At 50.4% G+C, this 17,806-nt stretch carries 15 protein-coding genes and 1 tRNA gene; 5 read left to right on the top strand and 11 right to left on the bottom strand.

What is annotated here, in order from left to right; genetic code table 11:
- Nucleotides 1-42: 42 nt before the first annotated feature.
- The 7 genes from QM717_RS16200 to QM717_RS16230 form a co-directional block, all read right to left on the bottom strand.
- Nucleotides 43-1,236, bottom strand: a complete 1,194-nt coding sequence (locus tag QM717_RS16200) for an alanine dehydrogenase (RefSeq protein WP_415039026.1) — start codon at nucleotides 1,234-1,236, stop codon at nucleotides 43-45.
- Between the two features lie 108 nt (nucleotides 1,237-1,344).
- Nucleotides 1,345-1,752: a tRNA (adenosine(37)-N6)-threonylcarbamoyltransferase complex ATPase subunit type 1 TsaE gene (gene tsaE, locus QM717_RS16205; protein WP_415040154.1), complete on the bottom strand. Its 408-nt coding sequence runs from the start codon at nucleotides 1,750-1,752 to the stop codon at nucleotides 1,345-1,347.
- A 12-nt stretch (nucleotides 1,753-1,764) separates the two neighbouring features.
- Nucleotides 1,765-3,318, bottom strand: a complete 1,554-nt coding sequence (locus QM717_RS16210; protein ID WP_415039028.1) for a response regulator — start codon at nucleotides 3,316-3,318, stop codon at nucleotides 1,765-1,767.
- 160 nt (nucleotides 3,319-3,478) lie between these two features.
- On the bottom strand, nucleotides 3,479-4,006 hold the full coding sequence (locus tag QM717_RS16215) for a hypothetical protein (protein WP_415039029.1): 528 nt from the start codon (nucleotides 4,004-4,006) through the stop codon (nucleotides 3,479-3,481).
- A 30-nt stretch (nucleotides 4,007-4,036) separates the two neighbouring features.
- Entirely contained in the window at nucleotides 4,037-4,387 is a 351-nt protein-coding gene (locus tag QM717_RS16220) for a hypothetical protein (protein WP_415039031.1), read from the bottom strand.
- A gap of 18 nt (nucleotides 4,388-4,405) precedes the next feature.
- Nucleotides 4,406-5,365 (bottom strand): YihY/virulence factor BrkB family protein, encoded by a 960-nt coding sequence (locus QM717_RS16225; protein WP_415040156.1) that lies wholly within the window; start codon nucleotides 5,363-5,365, stop codon nucleotides 4,406-4,408.
- Nucleotides 5,366-5,464: 99 nt separating this feature from the next.
- Nucleotides 5,465-6,277 (bottom strand): SRPBCC family protein, encoded by an 813-nt coding sequence (locus QM717_RS16230; RefSeq protein ID WP_415039033.1) that lies wholly within the window; start codon nucleotides 6,275-6,277, stop codon nucleotides 5,465-5,467.
- A gap of 283 nt (nucleotides 6,278-6,560) precedes the next feature.
- Between QM717_RS16230 and QM717_RS16235 the strand changes: the two genes are divergently transcribed.
- Entirely contained in the window at nucleotides 6,561-6,917 is a 357-nt protein-coding gene (locus tag QM717_RS16235; RefSeq protein WP_415039035.1) for a hypothetical protein, read from the top strand.
- Nucleotides 6,914-8,083 (top strand): hypothetical protein, encoded by a 1,170-nt coding sequence (locus QM717_RS16240; RefSeq protein ID WP_415039037.1) that lies wholly within the window; start codon nucleotides 6,914-6,916, stop codon nucleotides 8,081-8,083. The genes QM717_RS16235 and QM717_RS16240 overlap by 4 nt, the downstream gene beginning before the upstream one ends.
- Nucleotides 8,084-8,174: 91 nt before the next feature.
- On the opposite strand, the gene QM717_RS16245 is transcribed toward QM717_RS16240, so the two are convergent.
- The 4 genes from QM717_RS16245 to QM717_RS16260 all read right to left on the bottom strand — a co-directional run bounded on the left by QM717_RS16245 (nucleotide 8,175) and on the right by QM717_RS16260 (nucleotide 10,443).
- Entirely contained in the window at nucleotides 8,175-8,747 is a 573-nt protein-coding gene (locus tag QM717_RS16245; RefSeq protein WP_415039039.1) for a c-type cytochrome, read from the bottom strand.
- 90 nt (nucleotides 8,748-8,837) lie between these two features.
- Complete coding sequence (locus QM717_RS16250) at nucleotides 8,838-9,281, bottom strand: hypothetical protein (protein ID WP_415039040.1); 444 nt, start codon at nucleotides 9,279-9,281, stop codon at nucleotides 8,838-8,840.
- Between the two features lie 28 nt (nucleotides 9,282-9,309).
- Nucleotides 9,310-9,792: a cupin domain-containing protein gene (locus QM717_RS16255; RefSeq protein WP_415039042.1), complete on the bottom strand. Its 483-nt coding sequence runs from the start codon at nucleotides 9,790-9,792 to the stop codon at nucleotides 9,310-9,312.
- 84 nt (nucleotides 9,793-9,876) lie between these two features.
- Nucleotides 9,877-10,443 carry a Crp/Fnr family transcriptional regulator gene (locus QM717_RS16260; protein ID WP_415039043.1) on the bottom strand — a complete coding sequence of 189 codons (567 nt, stop codon included), beginning with the start codon at nucleotides 10,441-10,443 and terminating at the stop codon, nucleotides 9,877-9,879.
- A 205-nt stretch (nucleotides 10,444-10,648) separates the two neighbouring features.
- Between QM717_RS16260 and QM717_RS16265 the strand changes: the two genes are divergently transcribed.
- The 3 genes from QM717_RS16265 to QM717_RS16275 all read left to right on the top strand — a co-directional run bounded on the left by QM717_RS16265 (nucleotide 10,649) and on the right by QM717_RS16275 (nucleotide 17,800).
- Nucleotides 10,649-17,023, top strand: a complete 6,375-nt coding sequence (locus QM717_RS16265) for a beta strand repeat-containing protein (protein WP_415039045.1) — start codon at nucleotides 10,649-10,651, stop codon at nucleotides 17,021-17,023.
- On the top strand, nucleotides 17,013-17,597 hold the full coding sequence (locus QM717_RS16270; RefSeq protein WP_415039047.1) for a hypothetical protein: 585 nt from the start codon (nucleotides 17,013-17,015) through the stop codon (nucleotides 17,595-17,597). Before QM717_RS16265 ends, QM717_RS16270 begins: the two co-directional genes overlap by 11 nt.
- A gap of 128 nt (nucleotides 17,598-17,725) precedes the next feature.
- Nucleotides 17,726-17,800: transfer RNA gene (locus QM717_RS16275), tRNA-Val, on the top strand.
- The last annotated feature ends 6 nt before the right edge of the window (nucleotides 17,801-17,806 follow it).

Consider the following 17,806-nt stretch of genomic DNA (forward strand, 5'->3'; position numbering starts at 1 on the left):
ATTTGTATGTTCAATTCGGCGCAAAGGTAAGCGAATCTGTCGTTAAAACACAATCAAATTGATGTCGCTGTCCGAAAGTCCGAACCAGTCGCCAATCGCTTTATTGGTCAAGATTCCATGGTACAGGTACACGCCGTTCTTGAGTCCTTTGTTCATGCGGATCGCACTTTCGATTCCGCCGTCCTCTGCAATCTGCAAAAGGTAAGGGGTGATGATGTTGCTGATCGACAGCGAAGCGGTCTTCGAATAACGAGACGGGATATTCGGCACGCAATAATGGATCACATTGTGGCGGATGAACGTCGGCTTTTCATGCGTAGTGACTTCCGAGGTCTCGAAACAGCCACCGGTGTCAATGCTCACATCGACAATCACGGCCCCGCGTTTCATGTGTTCGACCATCGTTTCGGTAACCACGACCGGACAACGTTCCTTTCCTCGCATCGCGCCAATGGCTACATCACAACGGCGCAATGCCTTGAGCAATGATTTGGGTTGGATCGTGGATGTGAAAATGCGTTGGTTCAAATTGTTCTGCAAACGCCGGAGTTTGGTGATCGAATTGTCGAAAACCTTGACGTGTGCACCGAGTCCGAGCGCGGTCTTGGCGGCAAATTCGCCAACGGTTCCCGCTCCGAGAATGACCACGTCGGTTGGCGGAACGCCTGTGATATTGCCGAGCAAAAGCCCTTTCCCGAATTCGTTGTTGATCATCAGTTCTGCGGCGACCAGTACCGAAGCGGTCCCGGCAATCTCGCTCAATGATTTGACGGCGGGATAGGAGCCATCCTCGTCCTTGATGTATTCAAACGCGAGCGCGGTGACTTTCTTTTTGGTCAGCGCCTCGAAGTATTCTTTCTTTCTGGTTTTGAGTTGAATCGCCGAAATGACAATGGTTCCGGGGTTGACGAGCTTGATTTCCTCCATCGTCAGTGGCTCGACCTTGAGCAGCATCGGGCAACTGAGTACCTTTTTGGTGTCGGCCGTGATTTCGGCTCCGGCATCGGCATATTCCTTGTCGCAATAACTCGAACTGGCACCGGCCCCGGCCTCGATCATGACGCGATGCCCATGCGAAGTGAGCGAGTTGACGGCATCGGGCGTGAGGCAAATGCGGCGTTCCTGGTAACTGGTTTCCTTCGGAATGCCAATAAAAAGTTCGCTCTTGTGTCTTGCGATTTCCAGCTTTTCTTCCTGCGGCAGCAGTTGCTGTTTGGTAAACGGAGTTAATGACATTTCGGGATGCTCTGAATTAGTGGCCTAAAGTTATAAAAAACCTTTAAAGTACCAAAGATTCAAAACAGCAATGTTTTGTTTGGATGTATTTTAAATAGGGCGTTTATTTTACCGAAGATTCAACTGGCGTTGCCCATTCGGTAAAGTCTTGATGTCGATAACCGAATGCGCTTCCGGAATCAGGTTCGGGATTTTTTCGGCCCATTCGATAAAGCACCAATGACCAGAGTACAGGTATTCGTCCATGCCCATGTCATAGGCTTCGCTTTCCGAATTGAGCCGGTAGACGTCAAAATGGTAAATCACCTGTTTGTCAACAGTTTTGTACTCGTTAACTAAAGAAAAAGTCGGACTCGAAGCGTTGTCGCCCACACCCAACACTTTTACAAGCGATTTAATGAAAGTGGTCTTTCCGGCGCCCATCTGTCCGTTGAAAAGAATCACTTTCTGCGGATTTTGTTCGAGCACTTTGCGCGCAGCGGTATGTATTTCATCGAGTGAAAATTGCAGCTCCATGTTCAGCATCGGTTATTTAGGGTTGAACACCAAAAACGGTACAATCATTTCTTCTAACGAAATCCCACCGTGTTGGTAGGTGTTGCGGTAATAACTCACGTAATGATTGTAATTGTTTACGTAAGCCAGGAAATAATCGTTCTTGGCAAAAATGTACGAACTGCTCATGTTGATCGACGGCAAACCGATTTTCTTCGGATCCTTGACGGCATACACATCGCGGTCTTCATACGTGAGGCTGCGTCCGGTTTTGTAACGCAAGTTGAGGCTCGTGTTCTTGTCGCCGATTACTTTTGATGGATTCTTGACGTTGATCGTGCCGTGATCGGTCGTCAACACGAGCTTGAAGCCCAATTTTTGTGCCTGTTGGATGATTTCAAGCAAAGGCGAATTCTTGAACCAGCTTGCGGTAAGCGAACGATACGCCTTGTCATCCGAGGCTAGTTCCTTGACGACATCCATTTCGGTTTTGGCGTGCGAGAGCATGTCGACGAAATTGTAAACCACCGTAACCAAGTCATTGTCTTTCAGTCCTTTGAAATTGTCGGCGAGTTTTTTGCCGCCGGCCAGGTTCGTGATCTTGAAATAATCCTGCTTGATGTTGAGCCCGAGGCGTTTGAGTTGCGCGGTCAGGAATTCGGCTTCGTACAAGTTCTTGCCGCCGTCTTCCACGTCATTTTTCCAATATTGCGGGAATTGTTTTTCCATTTCCACCGGCGTCAATCCTGAGAAAATGGCGTTCCGGGCATATTGCGTAGCCGTCGGCAGGATCGCATAATACGGCACCTCCTTTTCAAGGCGGTAATGGTTGTTGACGGTGCTTTCGAATGCTTTCCATTGGTCGTAACGCAAATTGTCGATCACGACAAAAAGTACCGGGCGTTCTTTCTTCTTGAGTTCGGGAACGACGAGTTCCTTGAACAGGTTGTGCGATAAAACAGGTTTGTCCGCTTTGGGTTCGAACCAATCCTCGTAATTGCGTTCGATGAATTTCCCGAACTGCGAATTGGCCTCGACCTTCTGCGATTCGAGGATTTCGATCATGCTTTGGTCCATGATGTCGTCGAGTTCGAGTTCCCAGAACAGCAGTTTGCGGTAGACATCGATCCATTCCTCAAACGAATTGACCATGGCCATGTCCATCGCGATCTTGCGGAATTCCTTCTGGTAATCCAGCGTGGTCTTTTCAGAAACCAGACGCGTATGGTCGAGACTTTTCTTGATGCTGAGCAAAATCTGGTTCGGGTTGACTGGCTTGATCAGGTAATCGGCGATCTTCAAACCGATGGCTTCCTCCATGATGTATTCTTCCTCGCTCTTGGTGATCATGATCACGGGCGTGGCCGATTTCTTTTCCTTGATCTCCGAAAGCGTCTCGAGTCCGCTCATTCCGGGCATGTTCTCGTCGAGGAACACGATGTCGAAATTGCCTTCCTCGAAAATATCGACCGCATCGCGGCCATTGTTGCAAGTCGTTACGTTGTAATTTTTCTTTTCAAGGAAAAGGATGTGGGGTTTGAGCAAATCGATTTCATCATCGACCCAAAGTATTTTGATCTGGTCCATAGAGGGAGAATTTCAGTTGTATTTTCGGTGGCAATTTAACATAATTTGAACGGGTTGTTCTTAAAATTATTGTAAAGTTGGCGCGCATTGCCCAAAGATTTGGCATTCCAATCCGGTTTTTGGAAGACGTTAAAAATCAGTCGAAAATGCGTCAGCCCAATTACTCGCCCGCCAGCGTTTCCGATTGTTGGGTTTCCAGTATTTGCTTCAAGGTCTTCAAATCGGCTTCGACGAGTTTGGCGTCCTGGTCAAATTCCTGCTCGGTTTTGTTGGGCAGGTGGAACAAGGTAAAAACCACCTCGCTTCCCGTACCACTTTTGAGGATCCGCAGCGGATTGTTGACCACCGCGCCATTGGGCAACTTGACGATGTGGTCGACGATGCCCAGATTGTTGGCCGGGCTTAGCTCGATCTCGATGTTGCCAAAGTTTGTCTCGGCAGTCCAAACCGTATCCGATTGCTGGGTCACCGAATCGACCGAGGCGAGCCACTTGGGAAAATTTTGAGGATTCGAGGTGTATTGGTAAACCTCGTTTTCGGGTTTGTTGATCGAAATGCTTATTTTCTTGGAAGGTAAAGCTATCGCATTGATGTTGGCTCTTGGATCGGCCTCCGAACGGTTGCAACTTGTGGTAACGAAGGCTGCAAACAGCAAGCTCCAAATGATTGGTCCTTTGTTTTTTTTCATGTTTTGGTCCTGGTTAGTTAGTGGATGTGGTTATTTGTGTCTTGCCGATCGGCTGCTGTTCGCGTCCCAATGGTCGTCGCCGTTTCCGGTATCGCGGTCGGCCGAGCTGGCGTCATTCATATAACCGGCCGAACTATCGGGTTCTGCAAGGTGTTCCGAAAAATAGACACGGATGTTTCTGGTTTGCTCATCGATTTGCGAAATGCGTTCCTCGATGTGCTCGTCGGCAGGTGTTTGTCCTTGTTCGCGTCCGAAACCGCTTTGCACAATGTGGATTTTGTCCTGCGCATGGATTTCTTTTGCGGGTTCGATGCGCCTGACCTCGTCAGGATTGTGGCGGAGCGGTTGGTCTTCGCTGCCGCGGTTGGATCTTGTTTCCATGGTGTTTTGATTTTGATATTAGTTGTCAATGGTTTCCTTGATGGGTTTGGGCGGCAGATCGACATCGGTGCGTTCGAGTTCGTGCTGTTCGACATAGACCGCATAATCGGCGGGTTCGATCTTGGCTCCGATGAATTCAGCGTACACTTTCGTGAATTCGGCCCCGAAATAAAGGATGGCCGCCGTATAATAGACCCAAACGAGAATCACGATTAAAGAGCCCGCCGCGCCATAAGCCGAACCGGTGCTTGTCGTTTCTATGTACAACCCGATCAGGTAACGGCCCAGCATGAACAGGCAGGCCGTGAAAAATGCGCCCATGCGTACATCTTTCCATGCGATCTTGGCATCGGGCAATACCTTAAAGATGACACCGAACAATAGGGTAATGACCATAAAGTTCAACAGCAAACTGCAGCCCTGGAACACAAACACGGTCATGTCGGGAAAATAACCCTTGATGATGTTGTTGAGTGCCATGAGCGCGCCGTTGACCAGTAGCGAAACGATCAATAAAAATCCCAGTCCCACGATCAGCGAGGACGAAAGCAGCCGGTCCTTGAGCAATTTGACCCAGCCGCGTTTGGGCTTGGCCTTGACTTTCCAGATCAGGTTGATCGAATCCTGGATTTCACCGAATACGCTTGTTGCACCGATCACCAAGGTCACCGCACCGATAACGATCGTCGTATTGGTTTTGCCCGAAAGTTCCATGTTGCGGATGATGTCCTGAATCTGCCGCGCCGCCTCATTGCCGATCAAACCGTTGATCTCCGAAAACACATGCCCTTGGATCGCATCGCGCCCGAAGAAAACACCGGCCAACGAAATCATCAGCAATAGTAATGGAGCCAATGAAAAGATGGTGTAATAGGACAGGGCCGCACTCAATTTGAGCGCACGGTCTTCGAGGAATCCGTTGAAGGTGTGCTTCAGTATTTTCGAAGGTTTGCTTGGCGTTTGATTTGGTAAACGGATTTTTCATGGCGCTTGTTTGGGCTGCATAAAAAACACCGGACACTCTAGGGGGAGATGATCCGGTGTCTTTCTCAAAAAGCAGCGTGTAGTTGTGGTGTATTATTTTGGGTTTTCGCCCGATTCCAGATAGGTTTTCAGGCTTTCGATGTCTTTTTTGACCATTCGCTCGAAAAGCGGATTGAGCAATTTGGCGGCCGTTTCGCCGGCAACACCTAAGGGCGCATGGTATGAAATGGTCACGTCGAGTTCAGTGCGGTCGCCGAGGTCCTTGAAATAGACCTTACCGGCATTGTCGATCGTCGATTCGGGCAACGAATGCCAACTGAGCATCTTGTTTTTTTCGTCCATCAGGATTTGCGATTTCCAGCTCAGGCTGCCAATTCCGGCCGGTCCCTTGGCTTTCCATTCCGACGTGATCTTGTTGGTCTGCCTGACGCTTTCGAGGTGTTTCATGAATTTCGGGAGGTTTTCGAGTGTTCTCCAAAAAGTGTATACTTCGTCGACAGGTTTATCGATTGTGATCGAAGTGCGGATGTTGACGTTCGAACTTTTGAGTTTTCCGCCTTCGTTATTGGTCAGGTCGTATACCGGGCAGTAACCGCTGATGCCACGGGCCAGCATCGTCCCGCCGGCAATTCCCTGGCCGATGTTTTTCTTTTTGCCCGACAAGGAACGGTACAAAAGAAAAGATCCTGCAGCCACCATGATCATGCGTTCGAGCGGACTCACATTGGCTTCCAACCCTGGAATAAGGCTGTGTTTGTTGTCATTTTTAGCAATACTGGCCAGATGCTCGGCTTCCTGTTGCGAATAATAGCCGCCATATCGGTTCGGGTCGGTCCCGGAGTGGTCTATCCTTGAATTTTTTTTGGATAAAAGCGCACTGTCTTTTCGTTGTTGCTTCGTTTTCATAATCTGCTTTTTTAATTAGTATTCAGGAGAATCTCTAACAAATTTATTCCAACAAGACACCAACCGATTTACATCAAAATTCAAATTTGTTGCATGATTTGGCTGTGGGATTCCTTCGAAAATAGAAATTACCCGTAATCGGATCGGCTTTGACAAAACCGGTAAAAGCAAAAATTATTCAGTACATTCGTAATGGATTTCCTTTTCAATACCACATTTGATCAGATTTGGAATAGGCCAATGCCAGGGGCCGAAAGATGGTATTCAAGCAAAAAAATGCATTATGGCAACCCAATATTATAACAAAAAGGAGCAATTCCTCCTCGATCAGGAACAAGCCGAAATCCTCATTAGTGTCGTTACGGGCAACGGGCAGGGCGGAAGTTATGTCGTTTTCAAGGAGAACAAGATTTTAGGCGCCAACGAAGTGGTCTCCGGCGGCATGTCTGATGAATGTGTAGACAAGCAACTCAAGGTTATCGTGACCATACAGGACAAACTCGCCCAGACCAATTGGACCAACGCGACCCTTAGCCTCAAGCAAGGTGCCCATACAGCCGATTATTTCTATGCCGAAGAACTCCCGAACGATTGGGATACGGCCTGTTACATCATCAAGGTCAAAATGAAGCGCGAATGAAAAAAGAATTCCTCTTTAAGTTGGTTTTGCTACTGTTCGGTTTGGGGGCGTGGTCGCAGGATTTGACGATTCCCAATACGCCGGCCTTTAGCATCCTCGACCATGAACCGTCTTCGGTGATGCGGCCCGCTTCGGTCAAGAAATTGTCATCGGATTTGCTCAATTCGTTCGACAAGGACGGCAAACTCATCATGGATGTCGGGATCGAAGTCTTGCCGTACTGGCTTAAAAACCGTCCGGCCTTGACGCGCGAACAGTACCTTTATGCCCGGCCGATGCAAAATTTCCTACAATCGCTGGCCATCTCCGCGGCCATGGTAAAAGATACGGTGACCAATGAAAACAACCTCGGTGTTGGTTTCCGGTTCCAATTGTTCCAGGGTAGGCTGACGCCCCAGTTCGACAAAGTAGAAACCGACCTCAAAACCCTCGAAACCATGATGGGGCTCATTGCCGCCGAAAAGGAAGACGAGACCGTCGCCGAAGCCATCGAAGCCATCGTTGCCAACCTTGAAGCCATGAAAATGTCCCAAAACATCAGCGATGAACAGATACTGGATTTGCGGCAAAGAGCGCTTGAACTCTCGGAAAAGAAGTTTGTCAACGTCGCCAAATTCTGCGAGGCCCTGATCGATTCGTACCAAAAAGACCGCATGGCGTTGGCTCAAAAACTCGTGGCGCTCGAAGGCAAAAGATTGGGTCTGAGCCTGGAAGCCGCCGGGGCGTCCAAATTTGCCACAAGCGGAAACCAGGCGCTGCGCAAGGCCGGTTTGTGGATGAACCTGAACAATTATACAAACGAGAACAACGCATTCACCCTGACGGGGCGTGTTTTTTTCAACACCACCGATACCACTGCCGTGAACACCGATCTGGGATTGAGCTATCTGCGGATGGAAAAGGATTTCAATCTTTCGGTCGAGGCGATGGCGCGTTGGTACCGCATGGAAATCCCGGAAGTGAATATCCTGGGCCAACCGATCCGGCGTGTCGAGAAAAAACTCACCTATCGACTTGCCGCGCAACTGGCTTATAGTATCGCAAGGGAAATCAGCGTGAACCTGAGCATCGGAAAGTCATTTGAAGACCCGGTCTTGTCCAAGGCGGGATTCTTCTCGATTCTCGGACTCAACTACAGCATCTTCAACCAGCCCATCGGTCAATAGCAAAAAAAGAGGCGCCCATTTACCGCATCACAATGAAGAAGAAAGATGCATTGGTAAAAGGACGCCTTCAAAAAAGAACCCTAACAATATTTTATGCTCCCGGTGGTTGGTAGGCAGGTACAATGTTTTTCACCGGTTGGGTCGATTGCAAATAATCGAACAGGGCCCGCAGGTCTTCAGGCTTTAAAGATTTATAGGCTTGCCAAGGCATGGGCGGCATCAATGGACGGCTGCCGTCGATACCACGGTATTTGCCTTCGGTCATCGCTTTGCGGAATTGTTCAAAACTCCAATCGCCGATTCCGGTCGCATCCGAAGTAAGGTTGGCCGCATAAGATGTGCCCCAAGGTCCTGAAGCTGCCGTCACATCGGGTGCAAACAACACCCAGCCCGTGTTCTTTTCGATGGGTTGGGGCAGTGGTACATTGGGATTGTAGCCGCTGAGCAAGCGCGTCGGATCGGGAGCCGGACCTTTTTCGGTCATGATTTTTGGGGTGTGGCACGAATGGCAATCCATGATGCCCACGAGGTATTCGCCTCTTTTGATCGAAGCTTCTTTGCTGTTTTCAGGAACCGAAGTGTATTCCTTCTTGACTTTGGTTTCGCACGCGGCAAAGACCAATGCAGCGATGGCTGCGGTGAGGTAGTAGATGATTTTGTTCATGATTGATGAAGATTGATGATTGATGAATTTTAGACATAAGAAATCGATCCGAATAATTTCAGAGAATGTACCCCAATAAATCAATTGATTTTAGAAACTCATTTCCGCATATTGCTGCATCACGATGGCCTCGGCCTGCGAAAGCGTTTCGCAAAGCATCGTTGGCACTTTGCTGAAGGTGCGCTGCAATTCCTGAGAGGAAAGTTTGGAAAATAAATCAGGTGACACGATGCTGATGTTGTAACGCAGTCCGCATTCGTAATTGATCGAAAAGAAATAATTGCTGATCCATTGCACCAACTCGGCATCGGCCCAGGCGCCCTCTATTTCTTTGGTGTCGTGCAAATGAAACCGGCATTTGGCTTTCATGCCCGTCGATTGCTGCCATTGAAACATGCGCATCGAGGCATTTTTCATTTCTTCATTCGAACAGGGGCCAATCCATTTCATGATCAGGTAATTTTTTTCCTGATGGTAGCTCAGCTTGGCGTAAATGTTCCCTTCGTTGTTTCGGATCAGGTCAACTATAATCATGTCACCGGTTTATTAGCTTGCTAAAATACTAATTTTGTGGTACATCGGGCAGGATAAAATTGACTTTATGCTCCGGGGCGAGCGCAAATACTTTGGTCAGGTCTAATTTGGAGAAATCCGGCACCTGTGTCAAATCGGGTAAATTGTCAGGATCTACCGGCGAGGAGATGGCACGGAAATACTGTACCAGATCGCCCGGCGTCAATATCGCTAGCAGTTTCCCAGGCTTGTTCCCCACATTTCTATAAGTGTGCAAAGCCATCGATGGCACATGGATCACACTTCCGGCCTTGGCAGGCATCGGATTGGCCAGGTCGTTGAGGATGAATTCGAATTCGCCCTCCACGATATAAAATACTTCTTCGTCAGGATGTGTGTGTGGCGGCGGGCCGGCCAACGGTGGAACGATGTCTTCCACGACGGCATAAGTATGTCCGGTTTCCTCAGGGGCGACCCTGATGTGCATCAGATCAGACAGTACGATGATCTGTTCGTTTTTTGATTGACTCATGGTGATTTAAATGATTAATGATTTCGTTGGCAAAGTAACAGCAAGGATTTTTGCCCGCAATTGATTCAAATCAAGTAAATCAAATTACACCAGTTTATTGCGGTAACGACTTAGGGTTTCGGGGGTGATGGCCAGATAACTGGCTACATAATGCAAAGGGATGCGTTTGAAAAGTTTGGGATGCTCCTCGAGTATCTTGCGGAAGCGTTCCTCTGGGGAGTGCAGCAGTAAGGCGGCCTCGCGCTTTTCGGCACGCAGGAATTGCTCCTGTACGATGATGTCGGCCAAACGCCTCAGCGATGGATGTTCCTTGGTCAGCCGCATCACATCGTCAAAATGCATGACCAACAATTCGCAAGGTTCGATTGCGCAAATGTTTACCAAAGAGGGTTGCTGCGACAAAAAACTGGCAAAAGACCCGATGAATGAATTTTCAAAAAAGAAATCGCTGCAGACTTCCTTCTCGGGCGAGCTTTGAAACAAACGCATGCTGCCTTTTTCGATAAAACCGACCGATGAGCAGATTTGACCGGCCTTGAGGAAGTAATCGTTTTTGTCAAGGGTAACGATTTCCATCGCCTTGGAAAGCGCGTCAAAAGCTTCCGGCGTCGGATTGAGGGTCTTTTTGATGTTGTCGAGGATGCGTTTCATTGTGCGCGCAAATTACTAATTTTTTTTCCAATGGAAATGGAGCGAATGGCCCATGGGAAACTTAAACTGTAATGTTAAAAATTCTCATTTTGAGAATAAAAAGTGAAATTTTAACACATTAATCGACGAACGGCACGCAACCTGAATTACTTTTGCAGGTATAAATGCTTTCCCCAAAGGCATTTACTATTAAAACCTACTGACTATGAAAAGAATTCTACCCTGTTTCTACGGCTGGGCATTTCTTGCTTTACTGCTATTGGGAAACACTGCCAAAGCGCAGACCAATGTCTTCAGTGACGATTTTACAACTTCTGCGGGAACGGCCTTTACGGCTGTAGCCGGCCCGATTGGTACCAGCCCGGTTTGGAGTTTTTCGCGAAGCGGCTCCGACTTCGGTGCGCGCATCAATGGCGGGAATCTTACCATGACCAATGATGCCGGAGGAACCGCGAACAACTACGGTTGGGGAATGGCCTACACCAACACGGCCAATTTCGCCGCGCCTTACAACACCACGCTGGCATCGAATCCGGGTCTCGTGAGCTGGTCTTTCAATTTCAGGCAAATGCGTACCAATCCTGGCGGATTCAATACCACCAATTATGGAATGGCATTGGTTCTTGCCGGAACTACCGGGACGACCAACACGGCGGGAACAGGTTATGCCGTCATTCTCGGGAATTCGGGTTCGACCGATCCGGTGCGGCTTGTACGCTATTCCTCGGGACTCAGAACTTATACGACGATGATTTCCTCCAATACGACCGGATTGACCGATTTCGGAAACCAGTATTTGAGTGTCCGCGTCACGTATACGCCATCGACCAATACCTGGCAACTGTTTGTGCGCAACGACGGCACAACCGCTTTCCAAGATCCATTGACCGGGAGTTTGACTTCGCAGGGAACCTTGGTCAACAATACCTACACCTCAACGGCATTGCCGATGCTGGGAGCCTATTGGAATGGCGGCGTCAGTGCCACACAGACCTCATTTTTTGACAATATCAAAGTCGCGGTAACACTTCCATCGCTGGCTTCGCTTTCACCGTCTTCGAAAGTCGCCGGAACCGGTGCTTTCACTTTGACGGTCAACGGTGCCAATTTTGTAAGCGGCACCAGTGTGGTGCGCTGGAACGGCAGCAACCGGGCCACGACCTTTGTTTCGGCCACGCAATTGACCGCAGCCATTACCGCCGCCGATATCACTTCGTCGGGAACAGCCTCGATAACGGTTGCCAACGGAAGCGGCGTCTCGAATGCGTTGCCGTTCATTATAGACCCCGCGGGCGTACCGGCCATAACGGTTTCGTCGAGCTCACTGCCTGCATTTAACACCGTTACCGGTACGGCTTCTGCCGCCTCGACCTATACCGTTAGCGGTGCCAACCTTTTGGCCGATGTAGGCGTAACGGCCCCAACCAATTTCGAGGTGTCGACCAATGGAACGACTTTCTTCAATTCATTGACGCTGACACGAACAGGCAATGTCCTCGTGGGACAGCCGGTTACCGTATATGTGCGGTTGAAAGCCAGCGCACCGGCGGGAATTTATTCGGGGAATATTGACCATACGACCACAGGAGGAACGACCAAGCAGGTGGCCGTAACAGGAACGGTCTTGTCGGCACAACCAACGACCCAGGCCACGACAGTGACTTTTACCAATGTCACCTCGACTTCATTTACGGTCAACTGGGCCAACGGAAATGGCAGCAACCGAATGGTGCTCGTCAAATCGGGATCGGCGGTCAATTCGGCCCCAGTAGATGGGATTTCTTATGTCGCGCAAACGGCTTTTGGAAGCGGTTCTGAAATCGGTACCGGAAACTATGTCGTGTACGGCGGAACTTCCAACACGGTAACCGTTACGGGACTTTCGGCCGCGAGTACCTATCATGTGGCGGTTTACGAATTCAACGGTACGACCGGAATCGAAAATTATTTGACCACTACACCGGCGACCGGAAACAGGACGACGCTCAACGCACCGGTGGGCTGGCAGATTTATACGGCCAATACCGTCAATACCATCAATTTTGACACAACAGTCGATGGCGTCAATCTCGACGCGTTCCAGGCCGATGGTTTGGCACCGACCAATAGCTCGGGTTCCTTGAACTCCAATGCTTGGGCCATTGCCGGATTCAGCGACGGCAACATTGCTTTTGGCGGGACTTCGGCAGAAGACGGCGATTACGACAGCGGCGTTTCTGAAGGTGGCGTCACCGATGGCGGTGTTTACGCGTTCGATACACCAGCCGGAGACCGCTCCTTGGGCATCCAGCCGGCTACCGGCGATTTTGCACCGGGAACCATTACGTTGCGTTTCCAGAACCAGACCGGGGCTGCGGTGACTTCATTGAGCATCGGATACAAAGTCTATGTATACAACGACCAGGCGGCCTCGAGCAGCTTCAACTTTAGTCATTCAGCGGACAATGCAACTTATACCGCGGTGGCCGGACTCAACCTGACTTCCCCGACGACTGCCGATGTAGCACCGGAATGGAAGGCGCATTACCGTGTGGTGACCTTGACCGGGCTCAACATCGCCAACAACAATTATTATTATTTGCGTTGGTCGGGTGCGACGGTTTCGGGCTCGGTCGATTTTGACGAATTTGCGCTCGACGATATCGTGGCGGTGGCCAATCCGACTTCGGTTTTTGCGCCATTCACCGGTACGGCCGAGTCGTTTGTGGTCAATGGAAATACAACACTTTCGGGTGATACGACCGTTTCGGGCAACCTGACGTTCAACGCCGGTAAACTCGACATCAATGGCCGGACGCTTGCGCTCAACGGGTCGGTAACCAATACAGTAACCGGTGGCATCAAAGGAACTGCAACCAGTAACCTGACCATCGCAGGCGCGGTGAGTCCATCGCTGAGTTTTGACCAGACGACCCCCGGGACGACCAACTTATTGAACAATTTCACGGTCGCAACGACAGCCTCCAACACCGTTACGGTAGCCAATCCGGTGGCGGTCAATGGGGCGCTCGTGGTCAACAATGGAGAAACACTTGACTTCGGAACCAATGCTTTGACCGGAACACTGACGGCGGTCAGCAACAACGGAACCATCCGGACCCAAAATACGACGGCACTTCCAATCCCTTCGGGTAAAACCTGGAACGGTACCGGAATCCTGCATTTCAACAGCGCGGCCACGGCCCAGACGATTCCTGTGGGAACCTATAACAATGTCACGGCCAGTGCGACCGGAGGAACGACTGCGGGCGGCGCCTTGACGGTCAACGGAATCTTGAACCTGCCATCGAACAATCCGTCGGCCACGGTAGGCAGTTTGAACATGGGCAGTTTTGCGCTGACCCTGGGCAACGATGGGACCAATACAGGAGCAGGCGATGTGACCGGTGTGGTGACACGTACGAGCATCCTCCCGAACATCTTGTACACTTTTGGTCATGCGACGACTTCGATCTTGTTTCCGAACATCGGGACATTGCCGACGTCGATGAGCCTCAAAATTGTCATCGGAACAGCGCCAAGCTGGAGGACGGGCGCGATCAACCGCCAATACGATTTCATCCAGAGCGGCGGGGCCAACACCAAGGCGGTCATCAAGGCGCATTACCTCGATTCGGAACTCAATGGCAACAATGAGATCAAACTCGTGGACTGGGCACGGATCGTTTCGACCAATACCGTTTTGGAACAGGGGCGTTCGAATTTCAGCACGACCGAAAATTTCGTCGAACTCACCAATGTCAATGTGGGCTTGTATTTCGCGTCGGTTTTCGACCAGGTTTTGTTGACGCTGGATGAATCGGAAGCCAGTTCACTGACTTGGAACGGTTCGGTAAGCACCTCGTGGACCACGGCAGCCAACTGGACGCCGAACGCCACGCCATCCGACAATACGATCGTTTACATTCCCGATGCGGCGACCACGCCCAACGACCCGATCCTGAACCCGACCGTTTTGCTCGGCTCACTCAATATCGAGGCCGGCGGAATCCTGAATGCACCCAACGATTCGCAATTCACGCTCAACAACGGCGCGGGTGCGTGGCTCAACAACGGAACCTTCAATCCGGGTACAGGAACGAGCCGTGTCATTTTCACAAACCTCGATACGACCATTGCCGGAACGACCCAATTCAACAACGTGACGATCAATACCGGAGCCGGTTTGCGTCCGATTACCAACAATATCATGCGCGTTTCGGGAGCATTTGTGCGCAACGGTAACCTGTTGACCGGAGCCATCGACAACACCGTTGAATTCAACGGGACGAACCAGACGATTCCGGTTCCCAATGGGGCCTTGCCGGGCTACAATAATTTGATCATCAACGGAACGGGCGCGATTTTCCCAGCGTCGGTGGGCGTGACCGGAAACCTTACCTTGAACCAGCCGGTTGATTTTACCGCCAAAACGGTTCTCATCAACGGTTTCGACACACAAACCATTTCTGGAACTTCGGCCCCGACATTCGGAGACCTGACCATCAACAAGCCTACGGGCGAACTGGTATTGGCTGCCAATGCCGGTGTCGACGGTACGTTGACATTGACTTCAGGAAACCTCAACATTTCCAATAGGATCCTGACTTTGGGTACCAATGCCGTAGCGGGAACTTTCTCGGCCACGAGCATGATTGTCGCCGACGGGGGCGGGGAAGTGCGCCGTACCTACACCGGTACAGGATCGTATACCTTCCCGATTGGAGACAAAACCATGGTGGCCGAATATTCACCGATTTCGGTCAACGTGACCGCAGGTACATTTGCCAGTGCCTATGTGGCGGTTTCGGTCACCGATGCCAAGCATCCGAACAATTCGTCTACGGACAACTACATCAGCCGCTATTGGACGGTGCGCCCATCGGGGATTACCGCTGCCGTGGCTACCGTGACTTCGACTTATGTTGCGGCGGATATTGTAGGCAACGAAGCCGATATTGCGGCCGCACAATTGAATGGTACGTTCAGCCAATCGAGCAACCCGTGGGTACGTTATGCGGCACTTTCAGGAAATACGCTCAATGCAGCTTCGGCTCCATTGACCAATAACCAAGCCTCTTATTTTACAGGAATTAAAGGCGCCGCGTTCTCGACGATGATTTCTGGATTCGGTTCCTTCTGCCAAAACCAACCGGTCACGCTGACTGCCAATATCACCGCAGGCGATGCGCCGTTCACCTATACTTGGTCACCGGGATTGGGCAACGCATCCACGGCCAATCCACCGACGGCAACGGTCGGGACGCAAAATTATACCTTGACGGTCAAGGATGCCAACGGAATCACCGCGACCGACATGGCAGCAGTGACGGTCTTGACGCCTTCTGTAGGTGGAACCGTGACGCCAAGCCAGTCGGTATGTTTCGGGACCAATGCCAATGATTTGCAACTCACGGGATACACCGGACAAGTCGTGCAATGGCAAAGTTCATCCGATCTGGCGTTTACTGCGCCGACCAACATTGGAAACACCACCGATATCTTGACCGGGGCCTCGATCGGGCCGCTTCTGGCGACGACTTACTTCCGCGCCGTGGTACAAAACGGAAGCTGTACGGAAACCTATTCTACAGCAGGTGTGATCGAAGTGCGCTCGAGCACCTGGAACGGAACGGCCTGGAACAACGGCGTTCCCGATGCGGCTACCACGGTATTCATCACCGGGAATTTTACGGCGGCTTCAGATTTATCGGCCTGTACGCTGACGGTTTCGAACAACGCGGTGGTCAATATTCCGTCGGGATTTGATGTAAGGCTCAACGGAAAAATCGATGTGTTGAGCGGCAGCTTCACCTTGGAAAACAATGCCAACCTGATCCAGACCGAGAATGTCGCCAACAGCGGAAACATTGTCGTCAAACGCAACACCAATGCACTCATGCGACTCGATTACACCGCCTGGTCTTCGCCGGTGGCCAACCAGAACCTACTGGCTTTTTCACCGCTGACCTTGACGAATCGTTTTTACATTTACAATACGTCGACCAATCTGTACAACGCTTTGCTATCGCCGGGTGCGACCAATTTTGATACGGCCAAGGGTTATTTGATCCGCATCAAGAACACCCAGCCGACCACACCGACCATCTGGACGGGTATTTTTACGGGTGTGCCGAACAACGGTACGGTCCAGATGCCTTTGGAAAACATCGGTGCGGGCCAGCGATTCAACCTGATCGGAAATCCGTATCCGTCGCCGGTCGATGCCACGGCTTTTGTCAATGCCAACAGCAGTCAGATCACCGGAACGTTGTATTTCTGGAGAAAGACCAACAACGAATTGAGCCCAAGTTATTGTTCATGGACACCGCTGGGTGGATTTGTCGACAATGGCGAAGCCGAAACCTACGATCCGAACGGTATTTTGCGCACCGGACAGGGATTCTTTGTGGAAGCCTTACCAACGGGAACCCAGGTGCAGTTTACCAATGCACAGCGTTCGGGTGACAATGCCGACCAGTTCTTCCGCATGGTGCAGACAGTAGAACAACACCGCATCTGGCTCAATGCCACCAATGCGACCGGGGCTTATTCGCAAACGCTGGTAGGCTATATCGAAAGGGGCGACTTTGGGCAATGACTTCGGAATCGACGGGAAATATTTCAACGACAGCGATTTGGCTTTGTATTCGTTGGCCAATGAGGAACATTATGTGATCCAGGGCCGTCCGTTCCCGTTCGATCCATCCGATGTGGTGCCGCTCGGATTTGCCGCTGCCACTGCCGGGGCCTACACGATTGCCATCGACCATACCGATGGGTTGTTTGCCGCCGACCAGGAAATTTGGCTGCGCGATAATTTGACATCGGCTTTACACGACCTCAAATCGGGCGCCTATGATTTTGCATCCGAAGCAGGCACATTTGAATCGCGTTTTGAAATCGTTTATACCAATCCGCTTGGCACGAACCATGAGCAGTGGACTTCGAATTCGGTTGTGCTTTACAAAGACAAAACCGGGTTCACCATCAATTCTGGAAAGGCCCAAATGAAACAGGTACAGGTTTATGATGTGCGCGGCCGATTGCTCAAAACCGTAGGCGACATTCAGGCTTCTGAAATCAATATCCCGCTCGAGGCCGCCAACCAGGTTTTGGTTTTTAAGATACAAATGACAGATAACGTGGTGGTTACCAGAAAAGCCATCCATTGATGCTTTAATAATTTTTATTTAGTCAGGAGAGTCGGCTAGTCGAAAGATTGGCCGGCTTTTTTGTTGCGCAAATTTTTTACCCATTTTATTTGACTATTTTAAAACATCGGCTTACATTTGCAAGCGAAGGGTGATTAGCTCAGCTGGTTCAGAGCACTACCTCGACAAGGTAGGGGTCACTGGTTCGAACCCAGTATTACCCACAATTT

Source organism: Flavobacterium sp., from assembly GCF_047602195.1.
Classification (GTDB): Bacteria; Bacteroidota; Bacteroidia; order Flavobacteriales; family Flavobacteriaceae; genus Flavobacterium.

Bases quoted from the DNA above. Each gene is read 5' to 3' on its own strand.
- QM717_RS16265 (WP_415039045.1), top strand. From the start codon at position 10,649: ATGAAAAGAATTCTACCCTGTTTCTACGGCTGGGCATTTCTTGCTTTA.
- QM717_RS16255 (WP_415039042.1), bottom strand. From the start codon at position 9,792: ATGAGTCAATCAAAAAACGAACAGATCATCGTACTGTCTGATCTGATG.
- QM717_RS16245 (WP_415039039.1), bottom strand. From the start codon at position 8,747: ATGAACAAAATCATCTACTACCTCACCGCAGCCATCGCTGCATTGGTC.
- QM717_RS16200 (WP_415039026.1), bottom strand. From the start codon at position 1,236: ATGTCATTAACTCCGTTTACCAAACAGCAACTGCTGCCGCAGGAAGAA.
- QM717_RS16210 (WP_415039028.1), bottom strand. From the start codon at position 3,318: ATGGACCAGATCAAAATACTTTGGGTCGATGATGAAATCGATTTGCTC.
- QM717_RS16260 (WP_415039043.1), bottom strand. From the start codon at position 10,443: ATGAAACGCATCCTCGACAACATCAAAAAGACCCTCAATCCGACGCCG.
- QM717_RS16220 (WP_415039031.1), bottom strand. From the start codon at position 4,387: ATGGAAACAAGATCCAACCGCGGCAGCGAAGACCAACCGCTCCGCCAC.
- QM717_RS16230 (WP_415039033.1), bottom strand. From the start codon at position 6,277: ATGAAAACGAAGCAACAACGAAAAGACAGTGCGCTTTTATCCAAAAAA.
- QM717_RS16215 (WP_415039029.1), bottom strand. From the start codon at position 4,006: ATGAAAAAAAACAAAGGACCAATCATTTGGAGCTTGCTGTTTGCAGCC.
- tsaE (WP_415040154.1), bottom strand. From the start codon at position 1,752: ATGGAGCTGCAATTTTCACTCGATGAAATACATACCGCTGCGCGCAAA.
- QM717_RS16250 (WP_415039040.1), bottom strand. From the start codon at position 9,281: ATGATTATAGTTGACCTGATCCGAAACAACGAAGGGAACATTTACGCC.
- QM717_RS16235 (WP_415039035.1), top strand. From the start codon at position 6,561: ATGGCAACCCAATATTATAACAAAAAGGAGCAATTCCTCCTCGATCAG.
- QM717_RS16240 (WP_415039037.1), top strand. From the start codon at position 6,914: ATGAAAAAAGAATTCCTCTTTAAGTTGGTTTTGCTACTGTTCGGTTTG.